This is a genomic window from Burkholderia sp. AU6039 (assembly GCF_002223365.1).
In the GTDB taxonomy this organism is placed as follows: Bacteria; Pseudomonadota; Gammaproteobacteria; order Burkholderiales; family Burkholderiaceae; genus Burkholderia.
In genome coordinates this window covers 2,120,409-2,138,380 of record NZ_NKFK01000005.1, presented here as the reverse complement: position 1 = coordinate 2,138,380, position 17,972 = coordinate 2,120,409, and the positions used below count along the sequence as shown (strand labels likewise).

The following is a 17,972-nucleotide window of genomic DNA, read 5'->3' as shown; positions in this document are numbered from 1 at the left end:
GGTTCCGGCATAGGATTGCAATTGCAACGATTGTAGTTGCAACGACAACCGGAAGACAAGGACCACCATGATCTCGACGCATCCCCTCACGTTTTATACGGCCAACACGCCGAACGGGCACAAGGTCGCCATTTACCTGGAAGAGGCCGGGCTCGCCTACGACCGCGTGCACGTGAACCTGTCCGCCGGCGAGCAGCGCAGCCCGGCGTTCCTCGCGATCAACCCGAACGGCAAGATCCCGGCCATCGTCGACCACGACGCCGGGCTGACCGTGTTCGAATCCGGCGCGATCCTGAGCTATCTCGCCGCGAAGACGGGCGTTCTGCATCCCGACACGCTGGCCGAGCGCACGGCCGTCCAGCAATGGCTGCACTTCCAGATCGGCGGGATCGGGCCGATGCTCGGCCAGCTCTGGTGGTTCCTGCATGCATCGAAGACGGTCAATGCGCAAGCGCTCGAGCGCTACCGGAACGAAGCGCGGCGTCTCTATGGGGTCGTGAACGGCCGCTTGGCGGAATCGGCGTATCTCGCGTCGCCGCGCTACTCGATCGCCGACATCGCCGCGTTTCCGTGGCTGCGCACGGCGCCCGAACTCGATCTCGATCTGGCCGACTACCCGCACGTCGAGCGCTGGCTCGCCGGCATCGAGGCGCGGCAAGCCGTTCAGCGGGGCCTGATCGCATGCCGCGCGCCGGCCGCGGAGGGCGCGCACTGACCTCGCATCGCCCGCGCCGGACGGATGGCGCGGGCGCCGTCCGCCGGCCTGCCGGGAAACATTGTTCTCCTTCGTCGTAAACGTCTCGAATGCGTGATATTTGCGCCGCGCGATCCGGTTTAGAGTGGCCGCGAATCGATGACGATGTGTCGTATCGCCGCAGTCCCGGGCGCTACAGACGCACCAGAGGAGTGGGAGACAAATGAGTGAAGGCAGGATTACGCAGGTCGAGTCGTTCGGTTTCGAGCGCATTCCCGATGCATCGCGCTATGCGCGGCCGATCGATCTGTTCAGGTTGCTGTTCGGCGGCTGCAATACCTTTTCCACCTCGGTGCTCGGCAGTTTTCCCGTGCTGGTCGGGCTGTCGTTCAAGGCGGGTGTCTGCGCGATCGTGCTCGGCGTGCTCGCCGGCACCTGCATCCTCGCGCCGATGAGCCTGTTCGGCCCGCGCAACGGGACGAGCGACCCGGTGTCGTCCGGCGCGCATTTCGGCATCCACGGCCGGATCGTCGGCTCGTTCCTCGCGCTGCTCACGTCGATCGCGTTCTTCTCGCTCGCGGTGTGGAGCTCGGGCGACGCGCTCGTCGGCGGCGCGCACAACATGGTCGGCGTGCCGGTCAACGGCTTCACGCTCGGCGCGGCGTACATGGTGTTCGCGGTGCTCGTGCTGATCGTCTGCATCTACGGCTTCCGCTTCATGCTGTGGGTCAACAAGATCGCCGTGTGGGCCGCGAGCGTGCTGTTCGTCGCGGGCCTGTTCGCGTTCGCCGGCCTGTTCGACGTGAGCTATGCCGGCACGGTGCAGCAGGGCAGCGCGGGCTTCTGGGCCGCGTTCGTCGGCGCGGTGCTGGTGGCGCTGAGCAACCCGGTATCGTTCGCGTCGACGCTCGGCGACTGGGCGCGCTACATCCCGCAGCGCACACCGAAGCATCGCGTGATGGGCGCCGTGTTCGCCGCGCAGATCGCGACCTTCGTACCATTCTTTTTCGGGCTTGCAACCGCGACGATCATCGCGACGAAGGCACCCGCGTTCATCGCGTCGAACGACTATGTCGGCGGGCTGCTCGCGATCTCGCCACGCTGGTTCCTGCTGCCGATGTGCCTGATCGCGATCATCGGCGGGATGTCGACCGGCACGACCGCGCTGTACGGCACCGGCCTCGACGTGTCGAGCATGTTCCCGCGCCTGCTGAACCGCGTGCGTGCGACGCTGCTGATCGGCACGATCGCGATCGCGTTCATCTTCGTCGGCCGCTTCTGGTTCAACCTCGTCGAAAGCGTCGCGACGTTCTCGACGCTGATCGATACGTTCAGCTGCCCGTGGATGGCGATCATGGTGATCGGCTACGTGACGCGGCGCGGCTACTATCTCGCGGACGACCTGCAGGTGTTCAACCGCGGGCTGCGCGGCGGCCATTACTGGTTCACGCACGGCTGGAACGTGCGCGCGATGGGCGCGTGGCTGCCGGCCGCGTTCGTCGGGTTGTCGTTCGTGAACCTGCCGGGGCAGTTCGTCGGGCCGCTCGGCAACCTCGCGGGCGGGCTCGATCTGAGCGTGCCGGTGTCGCTGGTGGTGGGCGGCGTGCTGTATTTCGTGCTGCTGATGCTGTATCCGGAACCGGATGGCGTGTACGGTCCGCACGGGCGACGCTTCGTGCGGGGCGGCGGCAGGCAGGCGGCGCGCGGCAATGGCGCACCGGCGATCCAGCCGAGGGGGTAAGCGCGGCGCGTGGTGCGTAGCGCCGCCCAAGACGATGCCGCCGCGCGGGGCAGCCGCCGGCGGCATTGTCGTTTTTGAGCGTGTGGTTGCCGGAGGGGGCGGCTGTACGCTCCACGCAGCACCGCACAAACGCAAACGAAAACGCCCGCCGGGTTGGCTGGCGCGCGTCGACCTGGATGCGGTTCAGTGGAACGAACTGCCCGCGAGCATCCCGCCGTCGACGATGAATTCCGACCCGGTGCAATACGCGGATTCGTCGGACGCGAGGAACAGCACGAGATTGGCCACCTCGTCGGGCTTGCCGATGCGCGCGATCGGCAGGCCGCTGTAGATCGAAGACGGATCGAAGTCCGCGAACTCGGGCGGGCGCGCCATCACCGTATCGATGCCGCCGGGGTGCACCGAGTTCACGCGAATGCCGTAGCGGCCGAATTCGAGCGCGGCGGCCTTCGTCATCCCGCGCACCGCGAACTTGCTCGATACGTATGCGCTGCCGCCCGCGACGCCCTCCATCCCGGCCGTCGACGACACGTTGACGATCGAGCCGCCGCCCGCCGCCTTCAGTGCGCCCAGCGCCGATTTCATGCCGAGCCAGCAGCCGACCTGGTTCACGTCGATCACCTTGCGATAGTCGTCGAGCGAGCACGCTTCGATCGGCACGAGCTTCAGGATTGCTGCGTTGTTCACGAGGATGTCGAGGCGACCGAACCGCGCGAGCGTCGCATCGACGGCAGCCTGCCAGTCGGCTTCGTTCGTCACGTCGAGATGCTGGAAACGTGCGGCGTCGCCGAGTTCGGCCGCGACGCGCTGGCCGGCTTCGTCCAGCACGTCGGCGATCACCACGCGTGCGCCTTCGGTGACGAACCTGCGCGCTTCCGCTTCGCCCTGGCCGCGGGCACCGCCCGTGATCAGCGCCACCTTGCCTTCGAGTCGTTTCATGCCGCTTGCTCCTGTGAGTGAGAGGGGCGCGCGCGGGGCCGCTTACGCGGAGGCGCCCGCCGCGTCGATGATGCGAACCGGATCGGCGCCGTCCCATGCGCGGGCCTCGGCGATGCCGCGCGCGATCATGTCGCGCATGCCGGCGCCTTCGATCACTTCGACGCGCACGCCGGGATCGCAGGCGTCGTCGAGATAGACGATGCGCGTGGCCGGGTTGCGTGCGTCGAACACGACACGCAGGCCGCGGGCCGTGAGCTGCGCGAGCACGGTATCGAGATCGTCGACGACCCACGCGACGTGATGCAGCCCGACGAGCGGCTGCCCATGCACATCGCGGTATGGCGAGCGCGCCTCGTTCGTCACGTGAATCAGTTCGATCTGCAGATCGCCGCGATACGCGAGCCCGACGTCCATCGTGACCGTCACGGGTTCGCCGAGATGGAAGCCGTCGAGGCGCACGTTGCGAAATACGGTCCACGGGCCGACGTCGTGGCGTTTGCGCCAGCGCGCGATGCTGCGGTCGAGATCGGCGACCACGTAGCCGATCTGGTCGATGGGGCCGAGGAGTGTGTCGTTCATGGCGTCTCCGTGGCGGACGCACGTGTGCGTGCCGTGCGATGCATGCCGGCCATGATCGCAACAAAGCGCGTGCTGCGAGCCATCCAAACGGATGAGCTCGCGCGCTTCGTCGCTGCGTGGCGGGTGGGTAGGTGCGCCAGGGCGCGACGATGCAGGCGTGCGAAGTAGAACGGAGAAGGCGCGCTTCGGGCCGGGCGATCCGCGTGTTACCGCGCGTTCGGCCCCTTGACCGTCAGCCGGCACACGGTGGCCAGCGCAAGCAGGTTCGGGTCGCGTTCGCGCCGGTGCAGGAAGCTCAAGCCGATCGTCTGGCGGATCGTCGGCCCGGCGAGCGGTACGAGCGCGATCTTGTGCGCGAACAGGTCGCGCACGCGGCCGGGCAGCAGCGAGCAGCCGACGCCGCCCGACACGAGGTTGATCAGCGAGAAGATGTCGCCCACCCGCATCACGACGTTCGGCGTGACGCCGGCCGAACGAAACGCTTCCGTGAAGCCGTGATGCGTCGCGAAGCCTTCGCCGAGTGACACGAACGGCGCGTCGCCGCACGAGCACAGATCGATGGCATCGTGCCGCGCGTACGGCGAGTCGATCGGCGCGGCGAAGAACATCTCGTCCTCGAACAGCGCGATCGATTCGATCTCGGCATCCGGTTCGGGCAGCGCCATCAGCGTCGCGTCGATCGCGCCTTGCCGCAGCTTGTCGAGCAGGTCGGCATTCGAGCCGAGCACGAGCTCGGCCTGCAGCTCGGGGCGGCGCTCCTTCAACGCGATCACGACTTCGGGCACGGTGCGGATCGTCAGCGAGTAGAGCGAACCGATCTTCAACTGGCCGGCGCCGTAGCCGGCCGCCTCGCGCGTCGAGCGGATCCCGTCCGTCATCGTCTTGAGCACTTCGCCCGCGACTTCGGCGAGCACCTGCGCGGCGTCGGTCGGCATCAGGTTCCGCCCCTCGTGGCGAAACAGCGCGCAGTGCATCCCTTCCTCGAGCGTGTGCAGCGCCCGGTGCACGCTGACCGTGCTGACGCCCAGCGCCTCGGCGGCCTTCGCGAGGCTGCCCGCTTCCATGAAGGCGAGCAGCACCTCGAGCTTGCGGAACGTGATCTCTTCGTTGATGCGGTTGCGCATGGTCCGGGCGACGGGAAGGGCGGCCGTCGATTCTGCCGCAGAACAGGGGCTGCAACAATGCGCGGATTTCCGGGGTTTCCGCAGGAGGGTGCTGGGCGTGGCAACATTTAATCTCCGGCTAATCATCCGCCGCGGGCGTTAATTGATGCGGGTTTTCGGCGTCCCTATGATCGTTTCACGCTGGTCGTACGGGCAGGCCGCGAGGTTCCGATGGTGCGGGTCCGTGCCCGCGCCTTGCCGGCCGGTGATACGAACACCCGGTTCGCCCATGCGTGCCAAGCAACACGGCACACATGCGGCGCGGCGCCATGAGACTGCAGGAGAGACAAGCATGCGCGACTCACGTCGGAACTCGCGGCATCGGCAGGTGGTGGCCGCTGTCGTCGGCAACACCCTCGAGTGGTACGACTTCATCGTTTACGGTTTCTTCTCCGGCATCATCGCGCGGCTGTTCTTTCCCGCCGAGAGCCAGTACGCGTCGCTGCTGATGTCGCTCGCGACCTTCGGCGTCGGCTTCTTCATGCGCCCGGTCGGCGGCATCCTGCTTGGGCTCTATGCGGACCGCAAGGGCCGCAAGGCCGCGATGCAGCTCATCATCTTCCTGATGACGCTGTCGATCGCGCTGATCACGTTCGCGCCGTCGTACGCCGTGATCGGCCCGGCGGCGCCCATCCTGATCGTCGTCGCGCGGTTGCTGCAGGGTTTCGCGACGGGCGGCGAATACGCGAGCGCGACCGCGTTTCTCGTGGAAAGCGCGCCGGAGAACCGGCGCGGGCTGTACGGATCGTGGCAACTGATCGGCCAGTGTCTCGCGGTGTTCTCGGGCGCCGCGATGGGCGCGTGGGCCACGCAATCGCTGTCGGACGCGGCGCTGGATAGCTGGGGCTGGCGCGTGCCGTTCGCGCTCGGGCTGCTGATCGGGCCGGTCGGCCTGTGGATCCGCCGGCACATGGAGGAGACCGAGGCGTTCGTCGCCGCGAGCAAGTCGACCGTCGAGCCGCCGGCGAGCGTGTCGGGCGTGCTGCGCGACAACCTGCGCGGCGTGCTGGTGTCGATGGGGCAGACGATCACCGGCACGGCCGTGTTCTACGTGATGCTCGTCAACATGCCGACGTTCGTGCACAAGACCTTCGGGCTGCCGCTCGACCAGGTCTTCAAGGTGCAGATGGCGGCGGTTGCGCTGCTGACGGTGACGATCCCGTTCGCGGCGCTCGTGTCCGACCGCATCGGCCGGCGTCCCGTGCTGATCGCCGGTTCGCTGGCGCTGCTGACGGTCACGTATCCGCTGTTCACGTGGCTGGCTGCCGCACCGGGCATCGGGCGCCTGCTCGTGATGCAGCTCGTGATCTGCACGATCATCGGCATCTGCTACGGGCCCGCGCCGACCACGCTGGCCGAGCAGTTCGCGACGCGTTCGCGCTCCACGGGCATCGCGCTCGCGTACAACGTCGCGGTGATGGTGTTCGGCGGCTTCGCGCCGTTCATCGTCACGTGGCTGACGCACGCGAGCGGGTCGCCTGTCGCGCCCGCGTGGTACGTGTTGTTCGCGGCATCGTTCGGGCTGCTCGCGAGCGTGTTCATGCACGACGGCGCGCCATGCGTGATCGCACGCCGGCAGTTTCAGGGCGAGCCGTTGAGCGCCAAGTAGCGGCCGTGGCCTGCCGCCCGCGCCGGCGAGCCATCGGCGCGGGCGGTGGGCAGGGTAGCGGTCCTGCCGATGCTTAGCATCACGGGCGGCGGCCTACCGCGGCCGCCACCCCATCGTTACGCTTGGGCGATCATCCACTCTGTCCGGAAGGTCGCCATGTCCCGGCTCGACTACACGCTGCTCGGCCCCTGCCTGCTCGCCATCGCGATCGACGCGATGGGCTTCGGGCTCGTCTATCCGATGATGTCCGCGATCTTCAGCGATCCGCACGCGGGCATCCTGCCGGCCGACGCCGGCGCGCATGCGCGCAATTTCTACCTCGGTCTCGGCTACGGGATCTACCCGTTGTGCATGTTCTTCGGCTCGTCGCTGATGGGCGACCTGTCCGATCGTTACGGCCGCCGCAGGATCCTGCTGCTGTGCGTGATCGGCCTCGCGGCCGGCTACGCGATGATGGCGGCCGGCGCGTGGCACGCGAGCGTCGCGCTGCTGCTGGCGGGCCGCGGGCTCACCGGGCTGCTGGCCGGCTGCCAGGGCATCGCGCAGGCGGCGATCACCGACCTGAGCACGCCGGAGAACAAGGCATACAACATGAGCATCATGTCGCTCGCGTTCAGCGCGGGCGTGATCGTCGGCCCCGTGCTCGGCGGCGTGACGTCCGATCGCACGATTTCGCCGCTGTTCGACTACGGCACGCCGTTCGTGCTGGTCGCCGCGCTGTCGCTGGCCTGCGCGTTCTGGACCTGGGCGTCGTATCGCGACTCGGCCGCACCGCGCGGCGACACGCGCATCGATCCGCTGCTGCCGCTGCGGATCATCGGGGAGGCCGCGCGCCAGCGCAACGTCGCGTTCCTGTCGGTCGTGTTCTTCCTGATGCAGGTCGGCTACGGGCTCTACCTGCAGACGATCATGCTGCTGCTGCAGGCGAAATTCGGCTACACGAGCGCGCGGCTCGGATTGTTCAGCGGCGTGATCGGCCTCTGCTTCGTGTTCGGCCTGCTGTTCGTCGTGCGGCTGATGCTGCGCGTGTGGCGCGTGGTCGACATCGCGAAGACCGGCCTGCTCGTCGCGGGCGTCGGCCAGGTCCTGTCCGCGCTGTTCCCGCACGAGCCGGTGCTGTGGGCGCTCGCGATGGTCGTCGGCTGCTTCGACATGGTCGCGTACACGACGATGTATACGGCGTTCTCCGACGCAGTCAGCGAGGACCGGCAAGGCTGGACGCTCGGCGTCGCGGGCTCGGTGATGGCCGTCGCGTGGGTCGTGACGGGCGCGCTCACGAACCTGCTGCCGGTGTTCGGCGAGACCGGCCTGCTGCTGATCGGTGGCGCGGGCTTCCTGCTCAGCTTCGCGATGATGGTTGCGTATGGCCGCACGCAGCCGTGCGCGCGAACAGCCGCGCTGTCGTAGGCGGTTTGCACGTTGGCCCGATCCTGTCGGACGTTGTCCCGCGCACCGCTGTCGCGCCAGGCCGCGCGGCACGACACTGGCGCCTCGCGTCCCGGGCGTATCCGGGCCGCGTCCGGCGGCGCCGGCTGACCCGGCGCGCCGTTCCTTCGACATGCCAACCGAGAGAGCGACCCATGCAACATCCGACCATCCGTACCCTGGCGGGCGCGAGCGCGCCGACATCGATCGCCGCCGCCCGCACCGCGCTGCTGGTGATCGATTTCCAGAATGAATACTTCAGCGGCCGCCTGCCGATTCCGGAGGGGCCGCGCGCGCTGGGCAACGCGCAGCGCGTGATCGCGTTCGCCGACCGCGCGGGCATGCCGGTGTTTCATGTCCAGCACGTCGATGCGGCCGACGGCCCGATCTTCGCCGACGGCAGCGACGGCTTCCGCTTTCACGCGGACCTGCAGCCGGCGGCGCATCACAGGGTCGTGAAGAAGACGTCGGTGAGCGTGTTCCCGACGACGGACATCGATGCGCGCCTGAAGGCGGCCGGTGTCGACACGCTGATCGTCACGGGCCTGATGACGCATGCATGCGTCGCCGGCGCGGCACGCGATGCGGTGCCGCTCGGCTACGCGGTGATCGTCGTCGACGACGCATGCGCGACGCGCGACCTCGACCTCGCGGATGGCGGCACGGTATCGCACCGCGACCTCCATCGCGCGACGCTGGCCGCGCTGTCGGACACGTTCGGCGACGTGCTGACGACCGAGCAGGTGCTGGCGCTGGCCGTCGCCTGACGGCCGCCGGATGCGTGCTTCAGTCGGCCCAGCCCGGCGCGGCATACACGACTTCGCCGCGGAAGCACGTCTCGATCACACGGGTTTGCGCAAACGTCTCGACCGGGTGCGCGAACGGATTGCGGTCGAGGAGCGCGAAGCTCGCGTCCTTGCCCGCTTCGAGCGAACCCGTGCAGTCGTCGAAGCGCAGCGCATACGCGGTGTTCACCGTATAGGCCTCGAGCATCGTGAGCAGGTCGAGGCGTTCGTGCGGATTCCACGGCGGGCTGTCGGGCTGGTCGATCAGCAGGTGCGTGACGCCCGTCTGGATGATCTGCATCGGGTCCATCGTGCTGACCGACCAGTCGGAGCCGGCCGCGAGCATCGCGCCCGCATTGCGCAGGCTGCGGAACGGATAGTTGCGCGCGGTGCGTTCCGCGCCGAGCAGGTCGCGATAGAGCTGCTGCTGCTCCTCGCGCGCGGCCGTCCACAGCGTCTGCACGCTGGCGATCGCGCCGAGCCGGTTGAAGCGGCTCATGTCGGCCGGATCGACGAGCTGCAGGTGCGCGAGCTGCGCGCGCCGGTCGCGCATGCCGTTGCGGATCTGGACGTATTCGAGCGCGTCGAGCGTCATGCGCACCGCGCGGTCGGCGAGCGTGTGGAAGTGCAGGTCGAAGCCGGCCGTATCCGCGAGCAGGCAGATCTCGTTCAGCGCGTCCTGGCTCCACAGCGCGAGGCCGCAGTCGTCGGTGCCGGCGTACGGCTCAAGCAGCGCGGCCGTCTTCGATTCGGGCACGCCGTCGACGAAGATCTTCACCGTATGCAGGCGCAGGTTGTCGCATTCGTATTCGCGACGCCATCTGGCGAAGCGCTCGATCTGCTCGCGCGGATCGCGGCGCGGGTTCGCATAGAGGCCCGCGCTCATGTACACCTTCAGCGTGCCCGCGCGCTGCGCGTCGGCATACGCCTTGAGTTCGGCCTCCTCGACGCGCGCGTCGAACCAGCCGGTGAGGCCGTAACCGTGCGCCATCGCGTGCGCTTTCGCGAGCGACTTCGGGTAGCCGGCCGGGCTCAGTTGCGGAATGATCGGGCACACGCGGTAGAACGCCGCTTCGTGCACGACGCCATTCGGCGCGCCGGACGCATCGCGCTCGTACACGCCGCCGGCCGGGTCCGGCGTATCGGCGTGAATGCCGGCCGCTTCGAGCCCTTTCGTGTTGAGGCAGCCGCTGTGCACGTCGAAGCCGACCACGAGCAGCGGCCGGTCGGGCACGATCCGGTCGAGCAGCTCGCGGGTCGGATACGCGCCGAATGCGGCCAGGTTGGCGCCGCCGAGATAGACCCACGGTTCGTTCGGCGTCGCATCGGCGCATGCGCGAATGCGCTGCAGGATCGTGTCGGGATCGTTGATGCCGGACAGGTCGAAGTCACCGAGGATCTGGTGGCCTTCGAGCGGGTGCACGTGGCCGTCGATGAGGCCCGGCAGCATCAGCCTGCCGGCCAGGTCGACGATGCGCGTCGCGGGGCCGGCCAGCGGGCGGATGTCGTCGTCGCGGCCGACGGCGACGATCTTGCCGTCCTGGGTGGCCAGCGCCTGAGCGAAGCGGCGCTGCGCGTCGCCCGTGTAAAGCAGGCCGTTCAGATAGACGGTATCGGCGTGTTGCATGTGTCTCCTCCTGATGAGGGGGGCGACGGGCGCACGTGTCCGGCGGGCGGGCCGTGTGGCTCGTCCGGTCGCGTGAACCCGGTCCGGTTGGAATGGGGGGCGGCTAGGTGCCGAGGCGGCGCGGCAGACGCGGCGATGCGTCGTGGTGAAGGCCGGCTGTCGCCGGAGCGTCATGCCGATCGCGCCGCCAGGTCTGGATCGGCGGATCGATGGGCGACGCGCGCGCGGCCGTGCGGGCCGGCGTCCATCCGGTATTCGGCATGCCGTGTCTCCGTGATATCCGACGCGTTCCGGTCGTCGGGTGAGTCAGATACTAGGAGCGGGGCGGCCGGCTGTCTGTCATCGTTTTGAGGACAAGACGCGACAAAGAACGCGGGGGTGAGTAGGCGTGCAGCGATGCGGGGGTGTCATCTATTGGCCGCGGTCCCCCGGCGGTTCCTCTTCGGTCACGCACCACGCGAACAGTCCGGCCCGGTTCGCCACGCCGAGCTTCGCGAGCGCGCGCCCGAGATAGGTGCGCACGCTGCTGGGCTTGAGTGCGAGGGTGTCGGCGATCTGCGGGACCGGCTGGCCTTGCAACACCGCGCGGCATACGAGCCGTTCGCGCTGCGACAGCGCCGCGCCGCCGGCCGACAGGCGCTGCTCGAACCGCTGCAGCAACGCGCCGTCGTCCGAACGCGGCGTCAGGCGGGCGAGCCGTGCATGCTGGATCAGGAGCGGCAGCACGAAATCGCCGAGCTGCCGCAGCAGCGCCAGTTCGGCCAGCGTATAGGACGGCTGGCCGCGCCGGCGGAACAACGAGAACGCATAGACATAGTCGCGCTCGCTGCCGAGCAGCGTGCAGTCTTCGCCGAGTTCGCCGAGCGCGAAATGGCGGCCGTATTCGGTCGCCGTATCGATGTCCTCGTTGCACGAGAACACGAGCTGCGAATCGGTGGCGCGCTCGATATGCGGGAGCAGCGTGTCGGTGCGCCAGTCGCCCTGGGTATAGAGATCGAGCGCGTGGCGCGTGCCGTCGGGATCGTCGCCGCCCGCGAAGAACAGCACGTCGACGCTGTCGACCGACTGCGACGGCGCATCGCGGCGGTAGCGCGTCGCGACGCTGTAATGGGACTGCGGATCGACGGTTTCGCGCAGCCATGCCCAGAGCCGGGCGGGAAACTGCGGACTGCCGAGGCTGGCGACCAGGTCGCCGGCATTGCTGAGGGAAATATGGGCGGGGCTCATCGTTGACACCGTCTTCGCGAACGGCCGCCCGTGCCGGCCGTGCTTCGCTTGCGACGGCGCGCCGGCGGCGCGGCGGCTGGCGGTGCGGTCATGCGGAACGGGGGCCGGCGCGGCGGCGAAGCTCGATTGTAGGGGAGTTCGCCGCCGCGGGGCATGCGCGCTTGCCCGGCGGGCGGCCGATCTCCCTTGGACGGGTGGTGCGCATCGTGGCGCACCACGTGGCGGCCGCGCGCATCAGAACATCGTGTTCGCGTTCGCGGACTTTTCCGGTACCGACTGGATCACGTCCCAGTGCTCGACGATCTTGCCGTCTTTCACGCGGAAGATGTCGACGACCGCTTCGCCGCGGTCGCCCGGACGCTCGGTCGCATGCACGTGCAGGTAGACGAGGTCGCCGTCGGTTGCGCTACGCACGATGCGTGCGCGCGATGCCGGGTTCTTCTGGAACGCGCCGACGAAGTACGACACGAACGGCTTCTTGCCGTCCGGCACGTGCGGGTTGTGCTGCTTGTAGTCGTCCGCGACGACGGCGGCGGCCTCGACCGCTTCGTGCTTGTTGAAGAAGCGATCGTAGAACGTCAGCACGAGCTGGCGGTTGGCTTCCTCGGCGGCCAGGTCGCGCGTGGCCGGGCCGGCGGCCAGCGCGGCCGTCGACGCGGCCAGCAGGACGAGCGCGGCAACGGCGCGAACGGGGGAGCGGAGCGATGACATGTAGCGGGTTCCTTGTCTGACGAAGCGTGGGTGGGTGTGCGATGGGCGACGGCGGGTCGAGCCTGCCGCGGCGATCGGCGGGCGGCGGTGCAGGGTTGCGGATACACGCGCCTTGGCGCCGCGAGGGGGTTTCCGACCGGCCCGTATCGTGACGACACGGGCCGGTAACGGCCGCGCGCCGTCGTCATGCTTCGTTGAACTGGCGAATCCGCGCGGCTGTCGGGCCGATCGAATGGTACAGTTGCCGCGAACCCGTCACAAGAAGTCAGCGCGGTGTGAACAGGTCACACCGCGCTGACCATGCGTTGCCCGTGAAAGAGAATCCAGTCATGCCGTTTTCGCCCGCCGACGAATCCGTCGAACTCGATCAGCCATGCCCGATTCGCGATGTGCTCGACCGCATCGGCGACCAGTGGAGCCTGCTCGTGCTCGAGACGCTGTCCGGCGGGACGATGCGTTTCAACGAACTCGGCCGTGCGATCGGAGATGTGTCGAAGCAGATGCTGTCGCGCACGCTCAAGCGGCTCGAGCAGGACGGCTTCGTCAGTCGCACGCTGTACGCAGAAGTGCCGCCGCGTGTCGAATACGCGCTGACCGACCTCGGGCGCTCGTTCCTGACGCCGATGCAGGCGATGATCCGGTGGGCCGACGAACATCATCGCGCGATCTGCGCTGCGCGACGTCGTGCGAGGGAAACCGAAGGGGGCGGGCGCTGAGCGGGGCGCTTGCGCCGCCTTGTCGCTGGGCGTTGTGCTGCGTTCGGGTGCGATGCGACGACGCGTGGCTTGATTGCCAGTGCATCGCCATTGCATGAGTTCGTGATCCGAATGATTTCGTCGAGTTGAGCAAGGACGCTGATGTTGCGGTGCGTTCCATTCGTCCCATATGCGGAAAAGCGCTGGCGATGCTCCGTTTACAAGGGCAGGTACGGGATGATCGAGACGGCGGTCTTTCTGCGCATCGCGTGCGAAGGGTGCGGCAGGGTGCGGCAGGGTCCGGTCGAGGCGGGATGGTGCGCCGTAGACCGGCGAGCACGTCGATGGGCGAGGTTGCGTGACCGGAAGCATCCCCCGGTTAGCGCGCCGGCATCGGGCTGGGGGCAGGATTCGTTGGGGCGCCTGCCGGGCATCATGATGTTGATGTCGCGGCGGAGCGGCACGGGTTCGCTCGCGCCGCCTGCCCCGAGCCTGCTACTGGTCAGGCGCCCGGCGGCTGCCTATCGCCACGTACCGTCGACGTAGATCCACACCTGTCCCTGGCGTCGCCAGTAGCCCGGCACCCATCGACGCCCGGGGCGTCGTGCGACCCAGCGCCCAGGCACCCATATATAGCGGCCACGCTGCCAGCGCCAGTAGCCGTCGGTCCATATATAGCCATGCGGCCGTGGCGGCGGCGGACGGCGGTCGTGCCGGGCGGCCGGCGGTGCGAAGCCCGGGCGGTCCGGATAGGGCGGGCCGCCGGGCACGCGATTCGGGCCCGACGGCCGGTACACGGGCGGTGCGGGCTGGGCCGAGGCAGCGCGGAGCCAGCCGCCGGTGCCGACGAAGGCGGCGGTCAATCCGATGGCGCGTAACAACGAGCGTCGATTCATGGCGTGTCCTGTTCTGTATTCGAGGCTGCCTTACATTAGCCTGCCAGTCGGCTGGCCGGGTTACGCGAGCGGTTAACGCTGTTACCGTGTGTCACGGCAGGTGGGTGAACCGTCGGCGGGTGGATGCTGGCCTTTCTATATGGATGGCTGCCGGGGGAATGTGACCCGCTGAACGACTGTCGAGCCCTGTTTACTGGCCGACGGATGCGTTTTAGGTGTCCGAGGCCAGAAATTCGAGATCAAGTTGGGTAAAATTTGCCGATTTCGGGGTGTCGCGCCGAATCCGTTTGTTGTTTCTATGCAACCGTCAAGACGATGACATGTAAGAATGGTGCGATGAAAGGCTCCAAAAAGCCCCCGTCAAGAAGTCAAAAACAAACGTCAAAACAAATACTTATAACTCGTCCCCACTTTCATTATTTCTAGTTCTGGAAAAGCTTATTTCTTTATTTGCGGATCGCTCCCCTAGGGTACACCCCTAAACTCACGGTTCCCAAACGGGCAACTATCCGGGCGCGGCCAGCAGGATCGATGGCGCTCCCGGGCGGTTGAAGACCGTTTATGAACAAGGTCGCGAGACCTGCCTCTTTTTAGAAGGGAGCTCCACGAATGAACAAGACTCTGATCGTTGCAGCAGCTGCAGCATCGTTTGCTACCGTCGCTCACGCACAAAGCAGCGTCACGCTGTACGGCGTGCTGGACGCAGGCATCACCTACACGAGCAACGTCCAGCCGGCACTCGGCCAAGCTGGCAAGTCGCGTTGGGCGATGGGTTCGGGCATTGACCAGAGCCGTTTCGGCCTGCGTGGCTCGGAAGACCTGGGTGGCGGCCTGAAGGCAATCTTCACGTTGGAAAGCGGCTTCAACATCGGTAACGGCAAGTTCGCGAACAGCAACGGCATGTTCAACCGCCAAGCTTTCGTCGGCCTGTCGAGCCAGTACGGCACGGTCACGCTGGGTAAGCAGTATGACGCAACGCAAGACTACCTGGCGCCGCTGACGGCAACGGGCTCGTGGGGCGGCACGTACTTCGCGCACCCGCTGAACCTCGACCGTCTGAGCACGAACGGTGATGTCGCTCAGAACAACACGATCAAGTTCACGAGCGCTAACTACGCTGGCCTGCAATTCGGCGGCACGTACTCGTTCTCGAACAACACGAACTTCGGTAACAACCGTGCGTACAGCGCAGGCGTTGCATACCAGTTCCAAGGCCTGAAGCTGGCGGGTGCATACTCGCAAGCGAACCTGGGTGACGGCACGAACGTAGCAAACGGCGCAACGTCGTCGGCGATCGGTGGCATCGCTAGCCAAGGCCGCGTCCGCACGTACGGTGCTGCTGCTGGCTACGCATTCGGCCCGGCACAAGTCGGCGCTGCATGGACGCAAGCTCGCCTCGACAACAACGCAGTCGGTGCCCTGGGCTCGGTCCGCACCGACAACTACGAAGTCAACGCAAAGTACAACCTGACGCCGGCTCTCGGCCTGGGTGCTGCTTACACGTACACGAACGCGAAGATCAACAACGGCAGCACGCACTGGAACCAGTTCGGTCTGCAAGCTGACTACGCTCTGTCGAAGCGCACGGACGTCTACGCACAAGCTGTGTACCAGCGTGCAGCTAAGAACGGCGTTGGCGCATCGATCTACAACGGCAGCAACTTCACCGACAACCTGCCGAGCTCGTCGATCAACCAAACCGCAGCAACGGTTGGTCTGCGTCACCGCTTCTAAGCGTGACGGCGGGGTAACCCGCTACGCAGCATCGAAAAAGGCGCCTTCGGGCGCCTTTTTTTCGTCTGCGGAATGCGATGTCGAGGATTCGTGCCGCCCGGATGCAAAAAAGCGAGGCCTGTGCCTCGCTTTTTTCGTTGCGCGCCACTACGGCGCGGTGCCGACGGCAGGGTGCTCAGCGCGTGTATTCGCCGTTGGCTTCCGGCTGGAACACGATCGCGGCGACCTTCATCTGCTTTTCGGCGCCGCTCGGCTGCGTCACCTTGACCATCTGGCCGCGCTGGGTGCCCAGCAATGCCATGCCGACGGGCGAGAAGACGTTCAGGCGGCCGAGCTCGAGATTGGCGGCATCCGGATAAACAATCGTCCAGGTGGCTTGTTCCTGGGTCGCTTCGTCGAGCAGCGTGATCTGCGAGTTCATCGTGACGACGTTCGCCTTGATGGCGTCGGGCTGGACGATGTCGGCGCGCTCAAGAAGCGTATCGAGCATCGTCTGAAAGCGCGGGTTGTGTTCGGCGTGCTTCTCGAGGCGAGCAACGTCGAGTTCGGTCAACTGGTAAAGGCGTTGTTTCATGGCAGTTCTCCAAATGATCGGCAAGGGCAGGCGTGGCGTGCCTATGGGGATCGCCCGGAGCCTGTCTGACCTGGCTCCGGGAGGAGACCGAGCCGTCAGATCAGGCGCCGGGCAGGGGCGAGCGGCGCCTGGGCCGTGCGTCGAGCGAGGGGATGCGCCGGATGACCGGCGCGCGCGCGCACGCCGGCCGGGCCGGACGGCGAAACCGAAAGGGGCGTGAGCGCGCACATGGTGGATGGAAGATCGACTGACGAATATAACCTTACGATTCTACAACACAACCTTCGGGATATGTGATTCGGCTGTCGGCATTTTGTCAGCGATTGTTGTGCGAGTGAAGCAAGTTGCTGCGATATCGTCCGTGATGTGCCCGCGATTTTTGTCAAAATCGCAACGCTGTATGTTCAAACTAAGGGTTTCCCCTTGGGTTGGCGAGAACTACACTGGATTCAATCGCTTCAGACAGTCCCTGCCGAGGCGACGCCAAAAGAGAACATATACCGGAGGTAAATCATGAAGTCGGTCATCTACGCAGCTATCGCCGCATCCGTCCTTGCCACCCCGATCGCATCGTTTGCACAGTCCGAGCAGGGGCTGACGCGCGACCAGGTCAAGGCCGAGCTCGTGCAACTCGAACAGAACGGCTACAAGCCGCTGGCGAGCGATTCGCAGTATCCGGACAACATCCAGGCCGCGGAACAACGCATTCAACCGAACCAGCCGATGCTCGCGCAAGCCGATACGAGCGGCTACGGTGCCGTGGCGACCAGTGCGGGCCAAGCCGGCCGTCGCATGACGCGTGAAGCACCGAATCCCGTGAACTCGGTCTATTTCGGCAACTGAACGTCCCCGGGTCTGCCCGAGCGCACCGCTTAATCGACGAGACGCGCACCCGTTGTGCGCGTCATTCGCCCGCAGGAGCAGAACCTCCGTCGCCGCATTCCGGCGGCTTTCCGCCCAGACGCTCGCGCGTTTGGGCCTTTTTTGCTGGGCGGGTCAGGCGGACGTGACCGCGGGTGTGCCGTGGATATAGTGTTCGAGCTGGCTGATCGTGAACTGCTGATCGGCAATCACGCTCTTGACGAGGTCGCCGATCGAGATGAGGCCGACCAGCTTGCCGCCGTCGAGGACGGGCAGGTGGCGCATCCGGTGCTCGGTCATCAGCGCCATGCACTCGTCGGTGGATTGCGACGGTTCGACGTAGCGTACCTTCGCCGTCATGATTTCCTCGACGCGGGTGGCTTTCGACGAGCGGTCCTGCAGGACCACCTTGCGCGCGTAGTCGCGCTCGGTGACGATGCCCGCGATGTCGTCGCCGTCCACGACCAGTAGCGCGCCGATGCCTTTTTCGGCCATCAGCTTGATGGCGTCGTAGACGAGGTCGCTCTTCGTGACGGTGTAGATGGTACGGCCCGAATCCGGCTTGGCCTTGAGAAGTTGCGCGACAGTCGTACTCATTCGCTTTCTCCGTGTGCAGGTCGATGCTGGGCAGGCAGGGTGTGATGCTTGTCACCCGATGAGCCCAGTATAGCCGCGCAGGTGGCGGCAGTCGCGTGACGATTCCAGATTAGCG

18 protein-coding genes are annotated in these 17,972 nt (G+C 66.7%); 8 read left to right on the top strand and 10 right to left on the bottom strand.

The genetic code is table 11. The annotated features are described in order from the left end of the window. The first annotated feature begins 67 nt into the window (after window positions 1-67). Window positions 68-715, top strand: coding sequence for a glutathione S-transferase family protein (locus CFB39_RS27315; RefSeq protein WP_089475166.1), 648 nt, complete (start codon window positions 68-70; stop codon window positions 713-715). A gap of 202 nt (window positions 716-917) precedes the next feature. Further along, window positions 918-2,435: a cytosine permease gene (locus CFB39_RS27310; RefSeq protein ID WP_089475165.1), complete on the top strand. Its 1,518-nt coding sequence runs from the start codon at window positions 918-920 to the stop codon at window positions 2,433-2,435. 183 nt (window positions 2,436-2,618) lie between these two features. Here CFB39_RS27310 and CFB39_RS27305 read toward each other — a convergent pair whose 3' ends face one another. From CFB39_RS27305 to CFB39_RS27295, 3 genes are all read right to left on the bottom strand, one after another. Next, window positions 2,619-3,374, bottom strand: a complete 756-nt coding sequence (locus CFB39_RS27305; RefSeq protein WP_089475164.1) for a glucose 1-dehydrogenase — start codon at window positions 3,372-3,374, stop codon at window positions 2,619-2,621. Window positions 3,375-3,416: 42 nt separating this feature from the next. After that, a complete protein-coding gene (locus tag CFB39_RS27300; protein WP_089475163.1) occupies window positions 3,417-3,953 on the bottom strand; it encodes a VOC family protein in 537 nt (178 codons plus the stop codon). A gap of 206 nt (window positions 3,954-4,159) precedes the next feature. Then, window positions 4,160-5,077: a LysR family transcriptional regulator gene (locus CFB39_RS27295; RefSeq protein ID WP_089475162.1), complete on the bottom strand. Its 918-nt coding sequence runs from the start codon at window positions 5,075-5,077 to the stop codon at window positions 4,160-4,162. A gap of 331 nt (window positions 5,078-5,408) precedes the next feature. Between CFB39_RS27295 and CFB39_RS27290 the strand changes: the two genes are divergently transcribed. The 3 genes from CFB39_RS27290 to CFB39_RS27280 all read left to right on the top strand — a co-directional run bounded on the left by CFB39_RS27290 (window position 5,409) and on the right by CFB39_RS27280 (window position 8,917). Beyond that, on the top strand, window positions 5,409-6,725 hold the full coding sequence (locus tag CFB39_RS27290; RefSeq protein ID WP_089475161.1) for an MFS transporter: 1,317 nt from the start codon (window positions 5,409-5,411) through the stop codon (window positions 6,723-6,725). A gap of 156 nt (window positions 6,726-6,881) precedes the next feature. Further along, a complete protein-coding gene (locus CFB39_RS27285) occupies window positions 6,882-8,132 on the top strand; it encodes an MFS transporter (protein ID WP_089475160.1) in 1,251 nt (416 codons plus the stop codon). A 173-nt stretch (window positions 8,133-8,305) separates the two neighbouring features. After that, window positions 8,306-8,917 carry a cysteine hydrolase family protein gene (locus tag CFB39_RS27280; RefSeq protein WP_089475159.1) on the top strand — a complete coding sequence of 204 codons (612 nt, stop codon included), beginning with the start codon at window positions 8,306-8,308 and terminating at the stop codon, window positions 8,915-8,917. 19 nt (window positions 8,918-8,936) lie between these two features. On the opposite strand, the gene CFB39_RS27275 is transcribed toward CFB39_RS27280, so the two are convergent. From CFB39_RS27275 to CFB39_RS27265, 4 genes are all read right to left on the bottom strand, one after another. Then, on the bottom strand, window positions 8,937-10,562 hold the full coding sequence (locus CFB39_RS27275) for an amidohydrolase (RefSeq protein WP_089475158.1): 1,626 nt from the start codon (window positions 10,560-10,562) through the stop codon (window positions 8,937-8,939). Window positions 10,563-10,665: 103 nt separating this feature from the next. Then, entirely contained in the window at window positions 10,666-10,824 is a 159-nt protein-coding gene (locus CFB39_RS40350) for a hypothetical protein (protein WP_179257736.1), read from the bottom strand. Between the two features lie 149 nt (window positions 10,825-10,973). Continuing rightward, window positions 10,974-11,789 (bottom strand): helix-turn-helix transcriptional regulator, encoded by an 816-nt coding sequence (locus tag CFB39_RS27270; RefSeq protein WP_089475157.1) that lies wholly within the window; start codon window positions 11,787-11,789, stop codon window positions 10,974-10,976. Between the two features lie 234 nt (window positions 11,790-12,023). Further along, the gene (locus tag CFB39_RS27265; RefSeq protein ID WP_047849714.1) at window positions 12,024-12,500 is read right to left on the bottom strand and encodes a nuclear transport factor 2 family protein; all 477 of its coding nucleotides are present in this window, start codon (window positions 12,498-12,500) and stop codon (window positions 12,024-12,026) included. A 329-nt stretch (window positions 12,501-12,829) separates the two neighbouring features. Between CFB39_RS27265 and CFB39_RS27260 the strand changes: the two genes are divergently transcribed. Further along, complete coding sequence (locus tag CFB39_RS27260; RefSeq protein WP_089475156.1) at window positions 12,830-13,216, top strand: helix-turn-helix domain-containing protein; 387 nt, start codon at window positions 12,830-12,832, stop codon at window positions 13,214-13,216. 500 nt (window positions 13,217-13,716) lie between these two features. On the opposite strand, the gene CFB39_RS27255 is transcribed toward CFB39_RS27260, so the two are convergent. Next, on the bottom strand, window positions 13,717-14,091 hold the full coding sequence (locus CFB39_RS27255) for a YXWGXW repeat-containing protein (protein WP_089427150.1): 375 nt from the start codon (window positions 14,089-14,091) through the stop codon (window positions 13,717-13,719). A 609-nt stretch (window positions 14,092-14,700) separates the two neighbouring features. Between CFB39_RS27255 and CFB39_RS27250 the strand changes: the two genes are divergently transcribed. Then, window positions 14,701-15,825, top strand: coding sequence for a porin (locus CFB39_RS27250; protein ID WP_089475155.1), 1,125 nt, complete (start codon window positions 14,701-14,703; stop codon window positions 15,823-15,825). Between the two features lie 175 nt (window positions 15,826-16,000). Here the strand turns inward: CFB39_RS27250 and CFB39_RS27245 are convergent, their stop codons facing one another. Continuing rightward, on the bottom strand, window positions 16,001-16,399 hold the full coding sequence (locus CFB39_RS27245) for a GreA/GreB family elongation factor (protein WP_059239999.1): 399 nt from the start codon (window positions 16,397-16,399) through the stop codon (window positions 16,001-16,003). Between the two features lie 513 nt (window positions 16,400-16,912). On the opposite strand from CFB39_RS27245, the gene CFB39_RS27240 reads away from it, so the two are divergent. Next, entirely contained in the window at window positions 16,913-17,242 is a 330-nt protein-coding gene (locus CFB39_RS27240) for a DUF4148 domain-containing protein (protein WP_089427152.1), read from the top strand. Between the two features lie 153 nt (window positions 17,243-17,395). On the opposite strand, the gene CFB39_RS27235 is transcribed toward CFB39_RS27240, so the two are convergent. Further along, a complete protein-coding gene (locus CFB39_RS27235; protein WP_069252006.1) occupies window positions 17,396-17,857 on the bottom strand; it encodes a CBS domain-containing protein in 462 nt (153 codons plus the stop codon). Window positions 17,858-17,972: the final 115 nt, after the last annotated feature.